20 protein-coding genes and 1 tRNA gene are annotated in these 20,959 nt (G+C 71.5%); 7 read left to right on the top strand and 14 right to left on the bottom strand.

From position 1 onward, the window contains the following. Nucleotides 1-10 precede the first annotated feature (10 nt). From OG251_RS42930 to OG251_RS42920, 3 genes are all read right to left on the bottom strand, one after another. Nucleotides 11-340: a hypothetical protein gene (locus tag OG251_RS42930; protein ID WP_073722219.1), complete on the bottom strand. Its 330-nt coding sequence runs from the start codon at nt 338-340 to the stop codon at nt 11-13. Nucleotides 341-413: 73 nt separating this feature from the next. Further along, nucleotides 414-836 carry a DUF350 domain-containing protein gene (locus OG251_RS42925; protein ID WP_326682693.1) on the bottom strand — a complete coding sequence of 141 codons (423 nt, stop codon included), beginning with the start codon at nt 834-836 and terminating at the stop codon, nt 414-416. A 148-nt stretch (nt 837-984) separates the two neighbouring features. Further along, nucleotides 985-1,485 (bottom strand): DUF309 domain-containing protein, encoded by a 501-nt coding sequence (locus OG251_RS42920; RefSeq protein WP_326682692.1) that lies wholly within the window; start codon nt 1,483-1,485, stop codon nt 985-987. 108 nt (nt 1,486-1,593) lie between these two features. Here OG251_RS42920 and OG251_RS42915 point away from each other — a divergent pair, with 108 nt between their 5' ends. Both OG251_RS42915 and OG251_RS42910 read left to right on the top strand, forming a co-directional pair. Next, entirely contained in the window at nt 1,594-4,248 is a 2,655-nt protein-coding gene (locus OG251_RS42915; protein WP_326682691.1) for an ATP-binding protein, read from the top strand. Between the two features lie 50 nt (nt 4,249-4,298). Continuing rightward, nucleotides 4,299-4,372, top strand: a tRNA-Pro gene (locus tag OG251_RS42910). 273 nt (nt 4,373-4,645) lie between these two features. Here the strand turns inward: OG251_RS42910 and OG251_RS42905 are convergent. Continuing rightward, on the bottom strand, nt 4,646-5,290 hold the full coding sequence (locus OG251_RS42905; protein WP_326682690.1) for a hypothetical protein: 645 nt from the start codon (nt 5,288-5,290) through the stop codon (nt 4,646-4,648). Between the two features lie 552 nt (nt 5,291-5,842). On the opposite strand from OG251_RS42905, the gene OG251_RS42900 reads away from it, so the two are divergent. Next, nucleotides 5,843-6,688 carry an MIP/aquaporin family protein gene (locus OG251_RS42900; protein WP_326682689.1) on the top strand — a complete coding sequence of 282 codons (846 nt, stop codon included), beginning with the start codon at nt 5,843-5,845 and terminating at the stop codon, nt 6,686-6,688. A 27-nt stretch (nt 6,689-6,715) separates the two neighbouring features. Further along, entirely contained in the window at nt 6,716-8,233 is a 1,518-nt protein-coding gene (glpK, locus tag OG251_RS42895; protein WP_326682688.1) for a glycerol kinase GlpK, read from the top strand. Nucleotides 8,234-8,577: 344 nt separating this feature from the next. Here the strand turns inward: glpK and OG251_RS42890 are convergent, their stop codons facing one another. The 7 genes from OG251_RS42890 to OG251_RS42860 form a co-directional block, all read right to left on the bottom strand. Beyond that, nucleotides 8,578-8,982 (bottom strand): SHOCT domain-containing protein, encoded by a 405-nt coding sequence (locus OG251_RS42890; RefSeq protein WP_326682687.1) that lies wholly within the window; start codon nt 8,980-8,982, stop codon nt 8,578-8,580. Between the two features lie 99 nt (nt 8,983-9,081). Next, nucleotides 9,082-9,576, bottom strand: coding sequence for an FBP domain-containing protein (locus tag OG251_RS42885; RefSeq protein ID WP_326682686.1), 495 nt, complete (start codon nt 9,574-9,576; stop codon nt 9,082-9,084). A gap of 41 nt (nt 9,577-9,617) precedes the next feature. Next, the gene (locus tag OG251_RS42880; protein WP_326682806.1) at nt 9,618-10,124 is read right to left on the bottom strand and encodes a nucleotide triphosphate diphosphatase NUDT15; all 507 of its coding nucleotides are present in this window, start codon (nt 10,122-10,124) and stop codon (nt 9,618-9,620) included. A 142-nt stretch (nt 10,125-10,266) separates the two neighbouring features. Continuing rightward, a complete protein-coding gene (locus tag OG251_RS42875) occupies nt 10,267-11,166 on the bottom strand; it encodes a hypothetical protein (protein ID WP_326682685.1) in 900 nt (299 codons plus the stop codon). Next, entirely contained in the window at nt 11,163-12,176 is a 1,014-nt protein-coding gene (locus OG251_RS42870) for an SPFH domain-containing protein (RefSeq protein ID WP_326682684.1), read from the bottom strand. The genes OG251_RS42875 and OG251_RS42870 overlap by 4 nt, the downstream gene beginning before the upstream one ends. A gap of 54 nt (nt 12,177-12,230) precedes the next feature. After that, nucleotides 12,231-13,016: an SDR family oxidoreductase gene (locus OG251_RS42865; protein WP_326682683.1), complete on the bottom strand. Its 786-nt coding sequence runs from the start codon at nt 13,014-13,016 to the stop codon at nt 12,231-12,233. 255 nt (nt 13,017-13,271) lie between these two features. Next, nucleotides 13,272-13,901, bottom strand: a complete 630-nt coding sequence (locus tag OG251_RS42860; protein WP_326682682.1) for a TetR/AcrR family transcriptional regulator — start codon at nt 13,899-13,901, stop codon at nt 13,272-13,274. 160 nt (nt 13,902-14,061) lie between these two features. Between OG251_RS42860 and OG251_RS42855 the strand changes: the two genes are divergently transcribed. Together OG251_RS42855 and OG251_RS42850 are read left to right on the top strand one after the other, a co-directional pair. Continuing rightward, entirely contained in the window at nt 14,062-14,961 is a 900-nt protein-coding gene (locus tag OG251_RS42855; protein ID WP_326682681.1) for a phosphatase PAP2 family protein, read from the top strand. Next, nucleotides 14,958-15,980, top strand: coding sequence for a DMT family transporter (locus OG251_RS42850; RefSeq protein ID WP_326682680.1), 1,023 nt, complete (start codon nt 14,958-14,960; stop codon nt 15,978-15,980). Before OG251_RS42855 ends, OG251_RS42850 begins: the two co-directional genes overlap by 4 nt. 113 nt (nt 15,981-16,093) lie before the next feature. Here the strand turns inward: OG251_RS42850 and OG251_RS42845 are convergent, their stop codons facing one another. Together OG251_RS42845 and OG251_RS42840 are read right to left on the bottom strand one after the other, a co-directional pair. After that, nucleotides 16,094-16,684: a PadR family transcriptional regulator gene (locus tag OG251_RS42845; RefSeq protein ID WP_326682679.1), complete on the bottom strand. Its 591-nt coding sequence runs from the start codon at nt 16,682-16,684 to the stop codon at nt 16,094-16,096. A gap of 33 nt (nt 16,685-16,717) precedes the next feature. Next, the gene (locus tag OG251_RS42840) at nt 16,718-18,733 is read right to left on the bottom strand and encodes an NADPH-dependent 2,4-dienoyl-CoA reductase (RefSeq protein WP_326682678.1); all 2,016 of its coding nucleotides are present in this window, start codon (nt 18,731-18,733) and stop codon (nt 16,718-16,720) included. A gap of 214 nt (nt 18,734-18,947) precedes the next feature. On the opposite strand from OG251_RS42840, the gene OG251_RS42835 reads away from it, so the two are divergent. After that, the gene (locus tag OG251_RS42835; RefSeq protein WP_326682677.1) at nt 18,948-19,472 is read left to right on the top strand and encodes a DoxX family protein; all 525 of its coding nucleotides are present in this window, start codon (nt 18,948-18,950) and stop codon (nt 19,470-19,472) included. Nucleotides 19,473-19,778: 306 nt separating this feature from the next. Here OG251_RS42835 and OG251_RS42830 read toward each other — a convergent pair whose 3' ends face one another. Then, nucleotides 19,779-20,726: a methionyl-tRNA formyltransferase gene (locus tag OG251_RS42830; protein ID WP_326682676.1), complete on the bottom strand. Its 948-nt coding sequence runs from the start codon at nt 20,724-20,726 to the stop codon at nt 19,779-19,781. Between the last annotated feature and the right edge of the window lie 233 nt (nt 20,727-20,959).

The following is a 20,959-nucleotide window of genomic DNA, read 5'->3' as shown; positions in this document are numbered from 1 at the left end:
CAGCCGATCGTCATGGGATCAGCAGCCAGTCGGCACCGACGGCTGCCACCAGACCCAGGCCCAGCAGCCAACTGCCCAGCCGGGTACGCCCGTTCCTGCTCAGCTCGATCACGAGGCCGCACAGGATGAGCGCGAGCCCGTACACGCCGACGACCAGCACGGACGACCGGCTGGCGATGCGCAGGGCCAGAACGACGGCCATCGCCGCCATCCCCACCGAGGAGAGGACGATCCGCAACCGTCGTGCCTGACGTGGCGTCAGTCTCTTCTCGTCGGCGGCTGCGGCTATCGGGGCGTCCACGCCTTGGTCCTGTTCCTGGTCATGGTCAGAATTGCTCATGGAGCCGGATGGTAATGGGTGCGCGGCACGAGGGTCCCCGGACCCCGAGGATCACCCGTTCCCGGCGAAACGATCAGGCGATGGACGCCGACACGACGGCCGACACCGCGAGGTTGCAGGACGCCGTCACCCAGACCGCCGGGTGCGGCTCGCGCTCGACGAGCGTGGCCCCCAGCTTCCCCGGGGTGACCAGGTCGACCACCAGGAAGGCCACGGCCATCATCACCAGGCCGAGCACCCCGAACGCGGCGGTCGAGACCAGTCCCTTGCCGAAGTCCTCGTACGTCGTCCAGATGGAGGTGAACACGATGCCGCCGATGCCCAGCAGCGCCGAACTGAGCAGCACGGTCGCGTTGCGGTTGCGCTCCTCCCAGATCTGCCGGCCCAGCTTGCCCGGGGTCAGGGCGTCGATCAGGAATATGCCGAGCACGAGCAGTACGACGCCCAGGGCCCCGTAGGCGGTGGCGCGGCCGAGGCCGTTGATGATGTCGCTCATCGAGAATCCGTCTCCAGGGCAGGCAGGCATTCGGGAAGGGGGATCACGACGCACGTGATCGACACGCGGTCAAGAAGAGGCAAAACCTATCGCACACCTGAACGCCCGACCGTTCGCCTGCCTGCCTGCTGCCCGCTGCCCGGCCGCCCTATGCCCGAAGTCGAGGCGCCTCAACCGCCGCGTCGACATTTCCGGCCTTTGCCGTCGCTCCCGCGCCCGCCTCCACCCGGCCGGCCAGCTCCTCGGCCCAGCCGATGAGCCCGCCGACCCCGATGCCGTGCGGATCGGTGCCACGGAAGTCGCCGATCGCCGCCGCGCCCCGGCGCAGCAGCCGCGCCCCGCCGGTGATGTTCCCACGGGCCGCGTGCGTCAGCCCGACCGCCAACTGCGCCAGCCCGCGCCACAGTTCCCGCTCCGCCTCGGGGCCCGACTTCCAGGCGTCCTCGAACACCTCGTGCGCGTGGAAGGGCATCCCCGCGTCCAGCAGGCGCTGCGCCTCCCGCACGGTCTCCGCCGGGGCGCGCACCACGCCCTCCGGCTGCCGCTCGACCCCCGGAGTCCCGTAGGGCAGGGGGCGGCCCAGTCCATCACGAGGGCGCGCGTTGTGCGCCCGTCCCTCGGTGTCGCGGTCCCTGCGAGTCTCGTCCACTCTCCGATTGTGCCCCGCACCTGCGGGGAATGGCGTGAACCCTGTCCGTGGGCACCCGCGCACGACTAGGCTCGACAGTCGTCAGTGCCACTTTGGGGAAGGGCGGGCATGAAGCCGTCCCGGCCGTTGTACGAGCGTGAACCGGAACTCGCCGCTGCCGCAGAAGCCGTGGACGCCCTGTGCGGCGCCCAGGCTGTCGGCGGGCTGCTGGTCTTCAGCGGTGAGGCGGGCATCGGCAAGACGGCGCTGCTCGCCGAGATCCAGGCGCTCGCCGCCGACCGTTGCACCGTCTGGTCGGCACGCGGCGGTGAGACCGTGACCTCGGTGCCGTTCCACGTCGTGCGACAGCTGTTGCAGCCCGCGTTCGACCAGTTCCCGGCCGACGAGACGCGGGCGCTGTTCGGCGACTGGTACGAGATCACGGCGCCCGCACTCGGTCTCGCCGAACCGAGCGGCTCGCAGCCCGACCCGCAGGGTGTCCGCGACGGCCTCGACTTCGTCGTCGCCAGGCTCGCCTCGCGCCTGAGCCACCGGCCCCTGCTGCTCGTGGTCGACGACGCCCACTGGGCCGACGGCGAATCCCTGGCCTGGCTGGCCTCGTTCACCGCCCGCCTCGGCGAACTCCCGGTCCTGGTCGTCCAGGCGCACCGCCCGCAGGAACTGGCCGAGCGCAACGCGAACTACGCCGCCGACCGCGACGCGGAGCGCCATCCGGACGGCCACACCGCGCTGGTGCGGGTCGCGCTGCGCGCCCTCACCCCGGACGCCACCGCCGAACTGGTCCGCGCGGCCCTCGGCGAACACGCCGACGACCCGTTCTGCCGCGAGGTGTGGGCCGTCACCGGCGGCAACCCGTACGAGGCCGTCGAGCTGGTCGCCAAGGTCCAGGACCGCGAGCTCCCGCCGGTCGAGGAATCGGCCGGCACGCTGCGTGAGCTGGGCGCGTCCGCCCGCGGCAGCGGACTCGTCGCCCGCCTCGAACGACTGGGCACCAACGCCAACCGCTTCGCCTGGGCCGCCGCCGTCCTGGGCACCGACATCTCCCAGGAGCTCGCGGCCACCCTCGCCGGAATGAGCCCGGCGGAGGCCGCCGACTGCACGGCTCGGCTGCGCGACGCCCGTATCGTCAGCGGCTTCGATCCGCTGGAGTTCGTCCACCCGCTGATCGCCACCGCCGTCTACCGCTCGATCCCGCCGGCCACCCGCACGGCGATGCACGGGCGGGCCGCCTGGGCCATCACCCGCGCCGGGTTCGGCGCCGCCGCGGCCTCCCGCCATCTGCTGGAGGTCCACCCGGACGACGACCAGGAACTGGTCGCCCAGCTCCGCGAAGCCGCCAGCCAGCACCTCGCGGTCGGTGCGCCGGAGGCCGCCAGACGCTGTCTGGAACGGGCCCTGGAGGAGCCGCCCCGTCCGCAGGCACGGGCCGCGCTGCTGTACGAACTGGGCTGCGCGACGCTGCTCAGTTCACCGCCCACCACGGTGCGGCACCTGCGCGCCGCCCTCGACATGCCGGGACTCGACGACGGTCTGCGGGTCGACGCCACCTTCCGGCTCGCCGCGGCCCTCGCCCACAACAACCAACTGCGGGACGCGGCACTCGCGCTGGCCGCCGAGGCGGCACGTACGGCTCCGGGACCCGGGCTGATGCGGCTGCAGGCGGCCCACTTCCTCTGGGAGGGCATGCAGGCCACCGAGACCGACGGCCCGACCCGCTCGCGAAGGCTCGCCCGCAACGCCGACCACCTGAAGGGCCGCGACAACGCGGAGCGGGCACTGCTCACCCTGCGGGCCTTCGACGCCATGCTGCGGGGCGAGAACGCCCAACTCGTCGTCGACCTCTGCGAACGCGCGCTGATCGACGGCAGTCCGGCGCGCGGGCTCGGCTGGACCGACTCCGAATGGGGCTTCGAACTCCCCACGATGGTCGGCATCGCCTACGCCTTCACCGATCAGCTGGACCGCGCCGAGAGCCTGTTCGGCGAGGCGGTGCGCGCCTTCGAGATCTCCGGCTGGAGCGGGGCGCACCTCGCCTTCGCCCACACCCTGCTCGGCCTGGTGCACCGCAGGCGCGGCCGCCTCGCCGAGGCGGAGGGCTTCCTGCGCGAGGGGCTGCGCCTGGCCGATCGGGTCGGCAGCGGGCTCCCCGTCCACTGGGATGCCACCTGTCTGCTCATCGACACACTGATCGCCCGCGGCCGTACGGTAGAGGCCCGCGAGATCGCCGACCGCTACAGCTTCGGTGCGCCGTATCCCAGTGCCATGGTGCTGCCCGACGCACCCTGCGTCCGGGGCCGCCTGCTGCTGGCCGAAGGCCGTACGAAGGAAGCCGTCGCCGAACTGGAGGCGGCGGGCGCGGCCCTGGAGCCGCGCGAACGCTTCAACGGAGTCTGGGCGCCCTGGGCGGGCGACCTCGCCCGTGCCCTGGCCGACGACGACCCCGTGCGCGCGGCCCAGCTCGCGACCCGCGCCAGGGTGCACGCCGAGCGCTTCGGCACGGACACCGCGATCGGCGAAGCCCTGCGCTGCGTCTCCCTCTTCGCGCCCCCGGAAGAGGCCACGCACCTGCTGGCCGAGTCGGTCCGCCATCTGGAGAAGACCTCGTCCGCCTACGAGCACGCACTGGCCCGGGTGGAGTACGGAATCGCGATCAGTTCGCACCGGGAGCTGTCGCGTGCGCAGAAGCAGGCCATGGCCTGCGGAGCGGAAGGGCTCGCCGCCCGCGCCCAACGGGCACGGGCGTCGATCCGCTCCTCGGAGTGAGGTAATGTTTCTCTTGCGCGGCCACCCGGGGCAACCGGGAGGAAACGCATCGGGACGTGGCGCAGCTTGGTAGCGCACTTGACTGGGGGTCAAGGGGTCGCAGGTTCAAATCCTGTCGTCCCGACTGGAGACAGTCGCAGATCAGGGCCGGTTTCGGAGAAATCCGAAACCGGCCCTTGATCGTTTCCGGGGACCAGTTGTTCTCGCCCTCCTCGTATCGAAGCTTCGGACCTCGCCCTCGTCGTCGCCCATCTGCGGCGATCGGCGAAACCGATCTCCGCGTACGGGAACGCTGAGGCAGCGGGACCGCACGGCCCGTGAGCCGGCTTCCGGCAGCCCGGCGGGTGAGCCGGAGCATCCGTGATGCGGGGGCACGCCGATGACGCTGGGGACAAGCTCAGGGCCGTCGGCCGTCGATCCCGAATGTGCCGTTGAACAGCGCCACGGTCGCGGCCATATCCGCGACGAACCGGGCGACCCGCTGCTGGGTCCGCTCGGCCCGCTCCGCACGGCCCGCCGTCAGCGCGGCGGCCCGGCTGTCGAGTTCCGCTGTCCGCCGCTCCAGCCGCCCGCTGCCCCAGCGGGTACGGGCCCGTCCGGCGCGGCCCCGTAGCTCATCGGCCCGGCGGGGCAGGTCCGCCAGCTCGCAGGCGTCGGACAGCGCGGCCTCCACAGCCTCGACGGCAGCCGTCTGGGCCCGGAACAGGGCGGGCCGCACCGGCCCCACCGCCAGCAGAAACGCGTCGCTGCCGATCCGGTGTCCCTGCGCCCAGGAGTCCCTGGCGATCCGTACGTCCTGCTCGAAGGAGGCGATGTGCGGATTACGGTTGTTCTCGAACGTCAGCCTCGTCCGCAGGATCCGGTCCGCCAGCCCGACGTCGGGCGGAGTGGCGGCGACCGCTTCGGCGACCAGGTCCCAGGTGTGGGATCCGGGCTCCAGGACGTCGGCGAACGCCCGGACACAGCTCTCGTCCGCCAGCGCCGCCGGATCGTAGCCCTGCCGCCGTATGTCGGCGATCGCCGTTTCCAACAGTTCGGCCACGGACATCAAGGTCCTCCAGGCGGGCTCTCGGGTGACTCACGGGTACGACGGTCGGCGAGCCTATCGGCCCGGGGGGAGCGTTCGGAACTGCGCCCGCGCCGCCCCAATGGGCCCTGTGCGCTTGCCCGTTGTGACCAGACCGGTCCCCGTGGCCGGCCGGGGATCGGGTGGGTGCCTGTGCCGCCCGTCGACCGGCGGCACAGGCACTTTCGAGACTCGTCCCGCCTCGCATCGGAACCCGCGGCCGTCGTGCTGTCGGCCCCTCGCGGCCGGGCCGCCGTGCCGCGGCGCTCAGGGCGGTCCGGCGTTCTCACCCGACCGGGCCAGCGTCCTCACGGTCCGCTCCGGGGCCGATGCACCGCGTCCGGGCGGTCCGCCGGCCGTCCGGCGCCCCGTGCCCCCGGCCGTTGGGGGTGGGGCGTCACGCTCGACCCGCAAGCCCGACCCTGGCATTCGGATCATCCCGATATGCCCTTTTTTGATGGGCGTTTTAGCCTGCTGACACTGCTCGGATAGGTGATAGCCGGCTCCGTCGGCAGAGGGCGAGCTTCCATGGCTGAGCAACGCAGAAAGACCGGACTGGTCGGCGAGATGTCCGCCGAATTCGCGGGCACGATGATCCTCATCCTCTTCGGGTGCGGCGTCGTGGCCCAGGTGGCCGCGGGCGGCGCCCTGACCGATCCGCCGGGCGGGCTCGGGGACCACGACAGCATCGCCTGGGCGTGGGGGCTGGGTGTCACGCTGGGCGTCTATGTGGCGGCGCGGCTGAGCGGGGCCCATCTCAATCCCGCGGTGACCCTCTCGCTGGCCGCGTTCAGGGGGTTCCCGTGGAGCAAGGTGGCTCCCTACGCCCTGGCGCAGACGGCCGGTGCTTTCGTGGCCGCACTCCTCGTCCGCTGGAACTACAGCGAGGCGCTGGCGAAGGCCGACCCCGGACACACCATCAAGACACAGACGGTGTTCTCCACACTGCCGGCCAACGGCAACCCGGCTCTGCCGGTCCACGAATGGGGCGCGTTCCGTGACCAGGTCATCGGCACCGCCATTCTGCTGCTGCTGATCATGGCCATCACGGACCTGTTGAACACCCCGCCCGGCTCGAACATGGGCCCCTTCATCACCGGCCTGGTCGTGGTCGCGATCGGCATGGCCTGGGGAACCAACGCGGGCTACGCGATCAACCCGGCCCGTGACTTCGGCCCCCGGCTGGCGAGCTTCATCACCGGTTACGGCGGTGCGTGGCGCGATCAGTACGGGAACTTCTACTTCTGGGTGCCCATCGTGGGCCCGCTGGTCGGCGGTCTGCTCGGCGCGGGTCTCTACAAGGGCTTCGTCGGGCGGTTCCTGCCGTCCGCGGTACCCGAACCGCCGGGACGCGCCCCGGCATCCAAGGTCTGACCACACCGGCCGGAGAGGTGGCACATCATGGCGGACTTCATTGGTGCGGTGGACCAGGGCACCACCAGTACCCGATTCATGATCTTCGATCACGGTGGCAACGAGGTCGCCAAGCACCAGCTGGAGCACGCCCAGATCCTGCCCCGCTCCGGCTGGGTGGAGCACGACCCCGTGGAGATCTGGGAACGCACCAACTCGGTCATGCAGAACGCCCTGCGGTACGGGGGTCTGTCGCCGAGCGACCTGGTGGCCATCGGGATCACCAACCAGCGTGAGACGACGGTGGTCTGGGACCGGCGCAACGGGCGGCCCTACTACAACGCCATCGTGTGGCAGGACACCCGCACCGACACCATCGCGGCGAACCTCGAACGCTCGGGGCAGGGCGAGGTCATCCGGCGCAAGGCAGGGCTGCCGCCGGCGACCTACTTCTCCGGCGGCAAGATCCAGTGGATCCTGGAGAACGTCGACGGCGTACGGGAAGCGGCGGAGGCCGGTCACGCCATCTTCGGCAACACGGACGCCTGGGTCCTGTGGAACCTGACCGGCGGCCCCGACGGCGGCATCCACGCCACCGACGTGACCAACGCGAGCCGCACCATGCTGATGAACCTGGAGACCCTCGACTGGGACGAGGAACTCATGGGCTTCTTCGGCATCCCCCGGGCGATGCTTCCCACGATCAACCCCTCGTCGCACCCGGAAGCCTACGGTTCCACCCGCACCTCCCGACCGCTGCGTGCCGCCATTCCCATCGGCGGTGTCCTCGGCGACCAGCAGGCAGCCACGGTCGGTCAAGTCTGCTTCGCCCCCGGTGAGGCCAAGAACACCTACGGGACCGGCAACTTCCTGCTGCTCAACACCGGCACCGAGCTGGTCCGCTCGCAGCACGGACTCCTCACCACGGTGGCCTACCAGTTCGGTGACAGCCCCGCGGTCTACGCGCTGGAGGGTTCCATCGCTGTCACCGGATCCGCGGTGCAGTGGCTGCGCGACCAGCTGAAGATCATCAAGTCGGCCGCGGAGAGCGAGGAGCTGGCCCGGAGCGTCGAGGACAACGGGGGCATGTACTTCGTTCCCGCGTTCTCCGGCCTCTTCGCGCCGTACTGGCGTTCCGACGCCCGCGGGGCGATCGTCGGCCTGGCCAGGTACAACGACAACGCCCACCTGGCACGGGCGACTCTGGAGGCCATCTGCTACCAGAGCCGTGATGTGGTCGAAGCCATGGAGCAGGACTCCGGGGTCCATCTCGACGTGCTCAAGGTCGACGGCGGTGTCACCGCCAACGATCTCTGCATGCAGATCCAGTCCGATGTCCTCGGTGTCCAGGTCAGCCGTCCCGTCGTCGCGGAGACGACTGCTCTCGGCGCGGCCTACGCGGCGGGGCTGGCCATCGGCTTCTGGCAGAACACCGACGAACTGCGCACCCAGTGGCACGAGTCGAAGCGTTGGTCGCCCCAGTGGTCCGAGGAGCAGCGCGCGGAAGGCTACGCGGGCTGGAAGAGGGCTGTGGAACGCACCCTCGACTGGGTGAAGGTCCCCTGACCACCTCTGTATCCGGCGAGTTCTTCCGTGTCGTGGCGCCGTCCCGAAGGGGCGGCGCCACGTCGTGTGCCGCACGCGTGGGGCGGTGACCACCGCGGTCCGCGGCTGCTCCGTCGGTCGCGCCGGGTGCGGCGGGGACGAGTGCCCCAGCCTGAAGCCGACCGGGCCACGGGTAGGGGCCGGCCGGAGAACAGCGGAGGGTGGTGGCCTGGCTTTGGTCCGTCACACACGCAGCGGCCGTACCGGAGGGATCCGGTACGGCCGCTGCGTGTGTGACGGACTGTGCGGGGGAGTCCTCGGCGGGACGCCCGACGCCATGTCGGGCGCGTCGTCCGTCCCGTGCCTCAGACGAGAAGCTTGGCCTTGGCCTTCTCGTACTCCTCCTGATTGATGTCGCCCTTGTCCTTGAGCTCGGCGAGCTTGGCGAGGTCGCTCACATGGCTGCCGGTGCCGGACCCGCCCTCCGTGCCCGCGGCCTGCTTCACGTACTGGCGGAACGCCGCCTCCGAGTCCTTGGCCTGTTTGGCATCCCGTTGGGCCATGCTGCGGCCCCGGACGATGAGGTAGACCAGCACGCCGATATAGGGCAGGAGGATGACGAGGACCAGCCAGCCCGCCTTGGCCCAGCCGTTGAGCGAATGGTCCCGGAAGAGGTCCGTCACCACCTTGAACAGGAGGAAGAACCACAGGACCCAGAGGAACAGGTAGAGCATGGTCAGAAAGAGGTTCAGCAGCGGGTAGTCATCCATGAGCGCCTACTCCAATCACGCGAATGGTGACTTATTCGTATATCTGACCTCTTGGTTCCGCATCCGTAGGCGTCCGGAAGGGTTACGGCGGCCGCCGGTTCAGCCGGAGAGCGTGTCCAGGAAGGCGAACAGCTTGTTCCGGGTGCGTTCGATCTGCTCCTCCAGGGACAGGGACTCCTCGAAACGGGCCCCGGGGGCCGGATCCTTCTTGCCCCGTACGTACAGGGAGCAGTTCAGGTCGGTGCAGAGGTAGATCCCGACGGAATTCCCGTCCCGGCCCGCCTGTCCCCGCTTGCGGGCGGTCATCAGGGAGACGCCACTGCCGGGATGGGTGGTCAGGCAGACCGAGCACATGCTGCGGTGGAGGAAGCCGCGCTGATGGGACGGAAAGCGCAGGGTGATGCCGACGAGCGTGCCCCGGAGTTCGGTGACGAGATAGCTGCGGTCGGGTGCGGAGAGATCGCGCCAGCCCAGGAAGTCCAGATCGTCCCACCGGCGCTCGTCGAGATCACGCGGCATCGGGAGACGCTTCGCCTCGCCCTTGGAACAGTTGACGAACGATGCGCGGATGTCCTGCTCGCTGACGGCTCTCATGCCGACGACGCTAGGGGCGCCTATGACTCCTAGGCAAATGATTAAGAGTTGTAGGGGCTGTCCGAGGGGGCGATGCGCAGCAGGTGGGCCGGCGGATGCGCGAGGGCGAGGTCCGGCCGCCAGGCCGCCAGGACCTGCGCCGACGGGTCGAAGAGCGGGCCGGGCAGTGCTTCGGGGGAGATCCACTGCCAGGTGCTGATCAGATGGGGCTCCGTGACCTGCGGCACGCCGGCCCCGAGCGTCACCGATGCCGCCATGCTGACGCGGTTGATGCTGGCGACCACGTCGTGCAGCATCGCGAAGACGTTCACGGCGGCCTCCTCGACCTCCAGGCCGGTCTCCTCGCGCAGCTCGCGTACGGCCGCCGCGGCGACGGACTCATGGGTCGGGTCGATCTTGCCGCCCGGCAGCTCCCAGGTGCCGCCGTGATGCCGGCCGAGCAGGACGCGTCCATGTCCGTCCTGGACGATGACCCCCACCCCGAGTGCGGCCTGCGCCACCGGTGGGCGGGTATTGCGGTTCGGGCCGGTGGTGGACTCGCCGGTCATGGTGCTCTGCTCCTTGTGCGCCGTACGGGAACCGTTGTTCCTCGTGGCCATCCTCACATTGCCGGGATGCTGGGCGGCCACCCGGGCGGATCCGCTCCGGCGCCTCCGCGCGGGGCCGGAGGGACTTCGGTGCTGCCCGGGTTCAGGTGATGAGCCGCAGCGAGGTCGCGGCGATGCCGAGCCGTACGGTCTGGCCCCAGGTCAGTTCCAGGGCATCGGACTCCATGCCGTCCCCGAACACCACGATCCGGTCCGACTCGACGGTGAGCCGGAGCCCGTGCCCGGGGCCCAGCGCACCCGCGACGCGCGAAGTGCCGGTCGCGGGAGAGGGCCATGCCTCGCGGACGAACCAGAGCAGCCGCGGATCGGACGGTGCGGGCAGCTCGGGCACGCCGCCGCGCTCCAGCCACAGGGAGCGGAGCCAGCCGGTGGCGCCGGTGCCCGTACCGACCAGGACGCCCGACGACGCCTGCGCCTCCGCGGCCGTCGCCGCATCGTCGGGGCCCAGACGGTAGCGCGCGGTCTGGTGGCCGGGCGGCCCGAGATAGATCTCGTTCAGCGCGAGCAGCCGTTGGGTGTCGTCGGCGACGGCCTCGACCATGGTGAGCTCCTCCACCGCACCGCCGGGCGCGACGGCCGTCCGGAGCAGGGCGGCCGCGTCGGCGGGGCGGTGGCGGACCAGGACACCGGGGTTGCGCCCGGGATCGGTGTCGATCCCCACCACCGGCTGGCCCGAGAGGTACTTCGCGGCATTGGCGACCAGCCCGTCCTGCCCGACCACGACCACCACGTCCTCGGGGGCGAAGAGGAAGCGGTCCAGGTCCGCGCGCTCCACCCGGGAGCCGCGCCACTGCAACGGCACGGCGGCCGCCACCTCGGTCAGTGCCCGCCGCGTACGGTCGTGGCGCCGGGCCACCTCGTCGATCGACCGGCCGCGGCTGGACAGGAAGAACGCGGCCTGGCCGTGCGTCCCGTGCCGGGCGAGCAGTTCCTCGTACTCGGTGGTCCGGTGCACGAGCACCGCACGCGGGGCGAGGCTCATGCCTCCGTCTCCGGGTCCGGCCGGCCGAGCTTGGCGAGCAGCCCGGTGAGGACGTCGGGGGACAGGGTGAGGCTGTCGATGCGCGGCAGGTTCTCGGCCAGCCGCGTCACCGCCAGGGCGTGCAGCGTCGTCGGGTCCACCTCGGCGTGCACCCGCAGCCAGGCCGCCTGGGCCTCGGCGCGTGCCGCTCCGGTGTCGCGGGCCGCGGCCGCTTCCGCGCGTGCGAGCCGCACCGTGCGGGTCGCCTCGGCCTCGGTGCGTACCGAGTCGGCCGCCGCCTTCTCCTCGGCCGCGCGCCGGGCGTTGGTGCCGCGCTGCTCCACCAGCTGCTCTTCCCTGCGGGCCAGTTCGATCTGGCTGCCCAGTTCGTTCTCGGCGATGGCGCGCTCCCGCTCGACCGCGACGGCCCGGCGTTCGTAGGTGGCCCGGTCGGCCTCCTGCTGGATCTGCTCGCGGGCCGGGGTGCGCAGGGCGCGCTCGACCTCGGCCTCGGGGCGGATCGCCACGACGCGCACGGCCACCACGTCGATGCCGGTGGCGGGCAGCCGGGGTTCGGCCGCGAGGCCCGTGGCCACCCGTTCGCGTACCGAGGCGACCCCGTCCACCAGTGCGGCGGCGAGCGGGGTGCGGGCCAGGACGTCCAGGGCGTGCTGCTGTGCGGTCTCGGTGAGCAGGGTGGCGATCTGTTCCAGCGGCGCGCTGCGCCAGTCACCGGTGTCCGGGTCCACGGAGAAGTCGAGGCGGGCCGCGGCCGCCGCCGGGTCGCTGATCCGGTACGTCACGGTGGCCTGCACGGTCACGTCCTGGAAGTCGGCCGTACGGGCGTGGAACGCCATGGCCAGCTCGCGGTCGTCCACCGGCACTTCGGACAGTGCGGCAGTCAGTGACCGGTACCAGAAGCTGAGCCCGGGGCCGTCGTGGGCGAGCTTGCCGCGCTTGTGGTGGCGGATGTGTGCGGTGGGCGCGGAGCGCAGATGGCGCCAGCCGAAGCGCTTGGTGATGTCGGCCATGGGGGACCCCCTCGATCTCGTCGGTGCGACGATAAGGGGTACCGGGGGATATCGTCAAGGGGACGAGAAAGGGGTCCTGGTGAGATATCTGGCCGGTACCTCCCCGCCGCCGTGCACGGCCAGGTCGGCGCCGTTGACGTACGGTGCCAGCCCGCCGGCCAGATAGAGACAGGCGTGGGCCACGTCGTCGGGCACCGCCGGCCGGCGCATCGCCAGGACGTCCGCCATCGCCGTCCCCCGGTCCTCGCCGTGGACGGAGGCGGTGCCCTCGGTGCGGACCGGCCCCGCCGTGATGTGGTTGACGCGCACCCTCGGCGCCCATTCCAGGGCCAGCGCCCGCGTCAGCCCCAGCAGGCCCGCCTTGGCGGCGGAGTAGGCGGCGGTCCCCGGCTGCGGGTGGTGTGCGGAGACACTGCCGATGTTGATCACGCTGCCGCCCTCCGGCTGCTCCCGCATGACCAGGTTCGCGGCCTGCGCCGCATAGAACGGGGCCAGGAGGTTGAGGGCGACGACCTTCTCGACGAAGCGCGGGGAGACGGTCGCCGCGTCGGCGTCGGGGGAGCCGCCCGCGTTGTTGACGAGCACATCGAGCCGGCCGAACCGCTCGACGGCCGCCGCCACCAGTGCGGCGGCGGCAGCGGGGTCCCGGACGTCCGCGACCCGGAAGAGGGCCGGTCGCCCGCCCGCCGTCGGCAGCTCCGCCGGTTCGCCGCGCCCGCACACCATGACGTCCGCGCCCGCGGTGAGGAATGCGGCGGCGATCGCCGCGCCGACGCCCTTGGTGCCTCCGGTGACGAGCACCGCCCGCCCGGAGAAGTCGATCGGATTGCCGAAGCCCATGGTCCGCCCTCCATCGGTATGGAGCGACGAATCTACCAATCATTTGTTTGGTGACCTAGGGGTGCGCCAGGTCCACCGGGTGTGCCGGGGCTGACCGCGCGACGGGGCGCGGCCCGCCGGGGGTGCGGCCGGAAACACGGCCGGCCGGTGGCTCCCGAAGGAGTCACCGGCCGGCCGGGCGGTGCGCCGCCCCCGTCCCCACGGTGCGGCGCGGGTGGACCGTCTCTCCGCCGGGGCGGACGGTCCACGTCTTGTTCAGGACTCCGGGGGCGGTGCCTCAAGTCCCAGTCCGGGGAGGATCGTGGTCACCACGAACCGTGTGAGATACGCCTCGTCCGCGTACCGCCCCTCCAGCAGGGGGCGCGCGCGCATCACGCCGAGCAGCTGCGCGGCCACGTACTCCGCCGCGGGATGACCGGCCGCGATCTCGCCGCGGTCCATGCCCCGCCGGACCATGGCGTCGATCGCCGCGATCTCCGGCAGGATCAGCGCCTCCCGCAACGCGCACAGCAGCTCGGGGCTCTGGAGCGCGGCGTGGCTGAGCGCGTGCATCAGAGGGGTGTCGCGGCCGGAGCCCTCGCCGATGGCCCGCGCCGCCTCGCGCAGGTCCCCGGCCAGGGTGCCCGTGTCGATGTGCGAGAGCAGCATGCGGCGGGTGCCGTGCAGCGCGGCGACGACCAGTTCGGGCTTGGAGCCCCACTGCCGGTAGAGCGTCGACTTCCCGCAGCGGGTGCGCGAGGCCACTCCCTCCATGGTCAGTGACTCGTACCCGCTCTCCCGCAAGAGGTCCAGCACGGCCGTGTACAGCTCCTGCGCCCGCTCCGGTGTGATCTTCGACCGGCGTGACGCGAGTGCCGGTTCCTGTGCGGAATCCTGCGACGGCATGCGCTTCCCTCCTGCGGCTCTGCGGTGAGGTCCCTCGATACGCCAGTGTACCGATACGCGCGTGTACCGATACGTTCGCGTATCGGTACACTGGCGTATCGATACGGCATGGAGTGGACCATGCCGCCGTAACAGCGCTTCGTCAGCAAAGGGGCATCGGGTGATACACGCCCGCAGCAAGCCTGCAGACCGGGAGCCGGACACTTCTGCCCGACCGCCCCTCGTCCGTGAGTTCCTCCTGGTCGCGGGACTCTTCCTCGTGTACAAGCTCGGCCGGCAGGCCGCCAACGGACATGTCGAGGAAGCGTTCCGCAACGCCGGACACGTATGGGACTTCGAACGCGCCGTCCATCTCCCCGGTGAGGGCGCCGTGCAGAGCGTGCTGCTGCACAGCGAGACGCTGATCCATGTGGCGAACACGTACTACGCGACCGTGCACTTCCCGGCCACGGTGCTGTTCCTGGTCTGGCTCTACTGGCGCAGGCCCCGCCACTACGTCTGGTCGCGCCGCATACTCGCCGTACTCACCGGCGCCGCGCTCGCGCTCCATCTGCTGTTCCCGCTCGCCCCGCCCCGGATGCTGGACGCCGCGGCCCTCGTGGACACCGGCCAGGTGTACGGCCCGACGGTGTACGGGAACACCCCCTCTACCGACTCGATGGCGAACCAGTTCGCGGCGATGCCCTCCCTGCACTTCGGCTGGGCGGTGATGGTCGCCGTCGGGCTGATCGTCGCCACCCGCTCCCGGTGGCGCTGGCTGTGGCTGCTGCACCCGCTGGTGACGCTGCTCGTCATCGTGGGCACCGCCAACCACTACTGGCTCGACGCGATCGTCGTCTCGGCGCTGCTCGCCGTCGCCTTCGCCGCCCTGCGGCTGTCGCGCCCCGCTCCGGTCCGGGAGCATCTGCCGTGGCCGTCCGGCGGGGTGCCCGCAGCCGGTTCCGCGTTCGCCGTCGCCCATGCACCGGCGGCCGTCGCCGAGACCCGGACGTACACCGGACCCACCGCCGGTACCGGCGCCGGAGCACGGACGCTCGCCCGGTCGGGAGCCCGGCGGTGAACGCCACGCTCATCGCCGTCGCACTGTCCCTCGTCTCCGCAGCCGCCTACGCGGCGGCGGCCGTGGCACAGTCCCGGCTCGCCGGACGCACCGAACCCTCCACCGGCACCCTGCGCCTGCTGGGCCGCGGTGCCTGGTGGTCGGCGGTCGGTCTGAACGCGGGCGGCGCCCTGCTCCATGTCGCCGCGCTGAAGTACGGACCGCTCACCCTCGTCCAGCCGCTGGGCGCGCTCACCCTCGTCGCCGCCGTCCCGCTCGGGGCGCGCGCCGCCGGGCGCCGGGTCAGCCGGACCGAATGGCGCGGCACGGTCCTCACCCTCCTCGGCCTCGGAGCCCTGCTGCTCACCTCGGGCGGCACCGCGCCGCACGAGACCTTGAGTCTTGTCGAGGCGCTCGGCGTCGGCGCGGCCACCATGGCGGTCGTCGCCGGTCTCAGCCGCCCCGGCACACGGCCGGGACTGCGGCACGCGGCGGCCTCCGGCATCACCTCCGGCGTCGCTTCCGCGCTCACCCAGACCCTGACGGTCGCCGTGACCGACCACACCACGGGACCGCTGTTCAGCTGGCGGCTGCTGACCGTGGCGCTGCTCGTCTCCGCCTTCGCCATGGGCGGCCTGCTGCTCTCCCAGACCGCCTACCGCGGCGGTCTCGGCGCCCCGCTCGCCGTGGTCACCCTGGCCAATCCGGTCGCCGCCGCAGCGATCGGCCTCGCCCTCCTCGGTGAACGCCTCCAGGGCGGAGCGGCCGGTCTGGTCCCGGCGCTCCTCGGCACGGCGGCCGCGGTACGCGGGGTGATCCTGCTCAGCCGCGCTCAGGCCCGGCCCATGGCCGTGACCGGGGAAGAGGCCGAGACGGCGGCGGGCGAGACGGTGGCGGGCGGTGCGCCCGTGAGCGGTGCGCCGTCGCGGGTCGTCATCGGCAGCCCGCGGCAACAGGACCGCCAGGCCCTCGCCACCGAACCGCGCGCAGCCGAACCGCGCGCACGCGAACCGCTCACGGTCAGGCCGAGCGCGTCCTGAGCGGGGTTCGGGTCCTGAGCGGATTCCGGGCAGCCCCGGGATCCGAGCAGGTCGTGAGCGGCCCCAGGGTCTGAGCAGTTTCGGGAGGGGCTGCTCGGCCGGCTGCGCCGTCCTCAGGGAGTCTGCGCGGCCGGGTCTCCGGCTGTCTGCGCGGCCGGGTCCGGGGACCGGTCCGGTTCGCCCAGCTCGTCGATGGCCCGCGTCAGCCAGCCGATCCAGAAGCTCTCCAGATCGATGCCGCCCCGCAGCACCAGATGCCGAAGCCGGTCCTCGTCCGCCGTCCGCGCGGGCGTGAAGTCGCGCTCCTCGATCTCCAGATACTCGGCCAGCTGCCGCTGATGAAGCCCGAGATGGCGCCGGAGCTCCGCCCCCAGCCCCGGCGCCCCGACCACCGCTGCCGCCCGCATCCGCAGGAGCAGCGGATCGCGGACCGGGCGCGGGTCCTCGGGCAGGGCCACCCAGGCGGCCAGCTCCTCGCGGCCCGCGGGCAGCACCTCGTACTCCTTCTTCTGCCCACGCGCCGGCTGCGCCGGGGGCAGCGCCCTGATCCGCCCGGCCTGCTCCAGTTTCCCGAGCTCGCGATAGATCTGCTGGTGCGTGGACGACCAGAAGTAACCGATCGAACGGTCGAACCTCCGGGTCAGCTCCAGCCCCGACGACGGCTTCTCCAGCAGGGCGGTGAGGATCGCGTGCGGCAGTGACATGCAGTGCATCCTAAGGACGGGCGGAACGGGACCTCACAGCGTCGCGGCGAGCTCCGTGCCCTGGCGGATCGCCCGCTTGGCGTCCAGCTCCGCCGCCACGTCGGCGCCGCCGATCAGATGCACCGGACGGCCCGCGGCGAGCAGTTCCTCGTACAGCTCGCGGCGCGGCTCCTGACCCGCGCACAGCACCACCGTGTCGACGGTGAGCAGGCGCCGCTCGCCGTCGACGGTGAGATGCAGACCCTCGTCGTCGATACGGTCGTAACCGGCGCCCGCGATCATGTCGACGCCGCGGTGGCGCAGCTCGGTGCGGTGGATCCAGCCCGTGGTCTTTCCGAGTCCCGCCCCGACCTTGGTCGCCTTGCGCTGGACCAGGTGGACCGTGCGCGGCACCTTCGGGCGCTCGGGGGCGCGCAGCCCGCCCCGGTCCGCGTAGTCGGTGTCCACGCCCCACTGCCGGAAGAACGTCTCCGGGTCGAGGCTCGCGTCGTCGCCGCCGTCCGTCAGGAACTCGGCCACATCGAAGCCGATGCCGCCCGCCCCGACGATCGCGACCCGGTCACCGACCGGTGCCCCGTCGCGCAGCACGTCCAGATAGCTGACCACGCTGGGGTGCCCCGCCCCGGGTATCGCGGGGGAGCGGGGCTCGACGCCGGTGGCGACGACGATCTCGTCGAAGCCGTCCAGCGTTCCGGCCGTGGCCCGCGTGCCGAGCCGGAGTTCGACGTCCAGTTCGGCCAGCCGGGTACGGAAGTAGCGCAGCGTCTCGTTGAACTCCTCCTTGCCGGGGACGCGTCGCGCCACATTGAGCTGGCCGCCGATCTCGTCGGCCAGATCGAAGAGGGTGACCGCATGGCCGCGCTCGGACGCCGTCACCGCACACGCCAGCCCGGCCGGACCGGCGCCCACGACGGCGACCCGCTTGCGCGTCCGGGTGGGCGAGAGCACCAGCTCCGTCTCGTGGCAGGCGCGCGGATTGACCAGGCACGAGGTGATCTTCAGGCTGAAGATGTGGTCCAGGCATGCCTGGTTGCAGCCGATGCAGGTGTTGATCGCGTCCGCGCGGCCCTCGGCCGCCTTGGCGACGAAGTCCGGGTCGGCCAGGAACGGCCGGGCCATCGAGACCATGTCCGCACGGCCGGAGGCCAGGATCTCCTCGGCCACTTCCGGGGTGTTGATGCGGTTGCTGGTCACCAGGGGTACGGACACCGCCCCGCGCACCTTCTCCGTCACCCAGGTGAAGGCGCCGCGCGGCACGGAGGTGGCGATGGTGGGGATGCGGGCCTCGTGCCAGCCGATGCCGGTGTTGATGATGGTGGCTCCGGCCGCCTCGATCTCCCGGGCGAGCCGCACGACCTCCTCCAGCGTGGAGCCGCCGGGGACCAGGTCCAGCATGGAGAGCCGGTAGATCAGGATGAAGTCGCTCCCGACCCGCTCACGGACCCGGCGCACGATCTCGACGGGGAAGCGGATGCGGTTCTCGTACGAGCCGCCCCAGCGGTCGGTGCGGTGGTTGGTCGCGGCAACGATGAACTCGTTGATCAGATAGCCCTCGGAGCCCATGATCTCGACCCCGTCGTAGCCCGCCGAGCGCGCCAGCTCCGCGGCCCGGACGAACTCCTCGATGGTCTCCTCGACCTCGTCGTCGGTCAGCGCGTGCGGGGTGAAGCCGCTGATCGGTGCCTTGAGCGCGCTCGGGGCCACCAGATCCGCGTGGTGCGCGTAGCGCCCGAAGTGCAGGATCTGCATCGCGATCCGCCCGCCCGCCGCATGGACGGCCGTCGTGATCTCCGTGTGCTGCGCGGCCTCCGCCTCGGTGGTCATCCTGGCGCCGCCGGGGAAGGAGCACGCGCGCTCACTGGGCGCGATGCCGCCGGTGACCATCAGGCCGACCCCGCCGCGGGCCCGCTCGGCGTAGAAGGCCGCCATACGCGTGAAGCCGTGCTCGGCCTCCTCCAGACCGATGTGCATCGATCCCATGAGGACCCGGTTGGGGAGGGTGGTGAATCCCAGGTCGAGCGGGCTCAGCAGTGTGGGGTAAGGGCTCATCCGGCGTCTCCTCGCACAGGTGTCGTCGAGCCAGTTGTAGACCACCGGAACATTATTGTGCAACAAGTTGCACAATGACTTGTGTCGCACCGTGACCCCTTGCCTGGCCCGGCTTCGGCCCCGTCCGGCCCATCCCGACCGTGCCGGTACGCCGCGGGCCGACCACAGTGGAATCCGTATCGCCCCCCATTCCGTCCCCACCCCGGGAGTCCTCATGGTCTGCGTCAACCGGCGTGATCTCGGCCTTCTCCTCCTGCGCGTCGGCACCGGCGCGGTCCTCACCGCCCACGGCAGCCAGAAGCTCGCGGGCTGGTTCGGCGGCGGCGGAATCGAAGGCACCACCGCGGCCATGGAGGCCATGGGCTTCCATCCGCCCAAGCACAGCGCCGTCGCCGCCGGGCTCGGCGAAGCCGGTGGTGGTGTCCTGCTGGCGTTCGGGCTCGCGACTCCGGCCGCGGGGGCGGCCGCCGCCGGAGCGATGGCGGGAGCCGTGTCCGTCCACGCCCCCGCGGGCTTCTTCGCGCAGGGCGGCGGCTACGAGTACCCGGCGTTCCTCGGCTTCACCGCCGCGGCCATCGGTCTGATCGGCCCCGGCCGGTACTCCGTGGACCACGCGACGCGGCATGTCTTCGATCAGCCCTGGGTGGTCGCCCTCGCCTTCGTGGGCAGCGCGGTGGCCGCCGTGACGGTCGTCGGCAAGCGTGCCAAGGGGCAGGCGCGGACGCGGGAGGAGGAGTAGCCGGACCGGTCTCCGGGCGTACGTCTCCCGAGCCCGTGCGGCCGGCCCGGCATCACTCACGGGGGCGCGGCGTCCGTGACGCCGGGACAGCTGACGCCGGGACAGCGGCGCGGTGCGTCGTCCCGACGGGGCCCGCTCGCACGGCAGTCGAGTCCGTCAGCAGGGCGGAAACGGGTGCGCCCCGCCTCCTCGTTCCGGGGACCGGGATGCGAGGGGCGGGGCGGGTGGTGCGGATCTGCCTCAGGGCGGCCGGACCGGCCGGACCGGGGGAATGGCACCCGGTGCGTCGGCCCGACGGCCCGGCGGTCAGGCGCGGTTGGTGAGGTAGCCCCCCATGGACGTGAAGTAGTCGGCCGCCGGCAGCTCGCGGCCGTCCTCGGTACGCACGCGGGTGATGGCGAGGCCGTGGTTGCGGCCGGTCCGCGCGTCGGCGCCCGCGACGATCACCACCCCGTCGCCCTCGCGGTAGAAGACGCGCCCCGGCGTACCGCCGTAGCGGCCCTCGGACACGACCGCGGCCAGGACCTCCAGACGCCTGCCCCTGTGGAAGGTGAAGGCGCTGGGGTACGGGGCGGACTGGGCGCGGACCAGACGCTCCAGGACATCGGCGGGCCAGTCCCAGTTGATCCGGATGTCTTCCTCGGACCGCTTGTGGAAGAAGCTGGCCTGTGAACGGTCCTGCTTGGTGAACTCGGTCTGCCCCGAGGCGATCAGCTTCAGTGCGCCGATCGTGACCGGGCCGATGAGGTCGACGGTCTTGTGGAAGAGGTCGGTGACCGTATCGGCGGGACCCACCGTCACCGCGCGCTGGTCCACGATGTCACCGGCGTCGAGAACCTCGTCCATCATGTGGGCCGTGACGCCGACTTCGCGTTCACCGTTGATCAGGGCCCAGATGAGCGGCGAGAAACCGGCGTACTTCGGCAGCAGCGAGTCGTGGATGTTCAGGGTGCCGTGACGGGGCAGCGTGTAGACGCGCGGCGGGATCCAGGTCCGCCAGTTGTTGGCCACGATGATGTCCGGGTCGGCTTCCTTGAGCCGCTGGAGCAGTTCCTCGTCGTCGGGCCGGTTGCGGATGACCACCGGAACGCCGTGCTCCTCGGCCAGGTCGGCGACCGAGTCGCTCCAGATCTTCTCGTAGGCGTGCTCGCTCTTGGGGTGCGTCACGACCAGGACGACGTCGTGCTCGGATTCCAGGAGTGCTTGAAGGGTGCGGTGCCCCCAGGTCTGGTAACCGAACATGACGACCCGCATGGAGTTCCTCCTCGGAAGAGCGACTGACCGGGGGCAAGTAAAGCAAGCCTTACCTAATAGCGCAACGCGCCCGGTTTTTGGGCCTGTTCGCCGCCCCACTTCTGCCGCTCGTCCGTTTTGCCCTGTCGACAGTTTGATTCAGCTCAGGTTAGCTTTACCTAAGTTTGGCTGGCCGGTGGCAACGGCGGGCTCGGCCTCTCGTTCTTTTCATCCGCGCCTGGCAGGCGACCCGC

This window comes from Streptomyces sp. NBC_01237, assembly GCF_035917275.1.
In the GTDB taxonomy this organism is placed as follows: domain Bacteria; phylum Actinomycetota; class Actinomycetes; order Streptomycetales; family Streptomycetaceae; genus Streptomyces.
The sequence above is the reverse complement of the archived record's forward strand: the minus strand, read 5'-3'. Positions and strand labels throughout refer to the sequence as shown.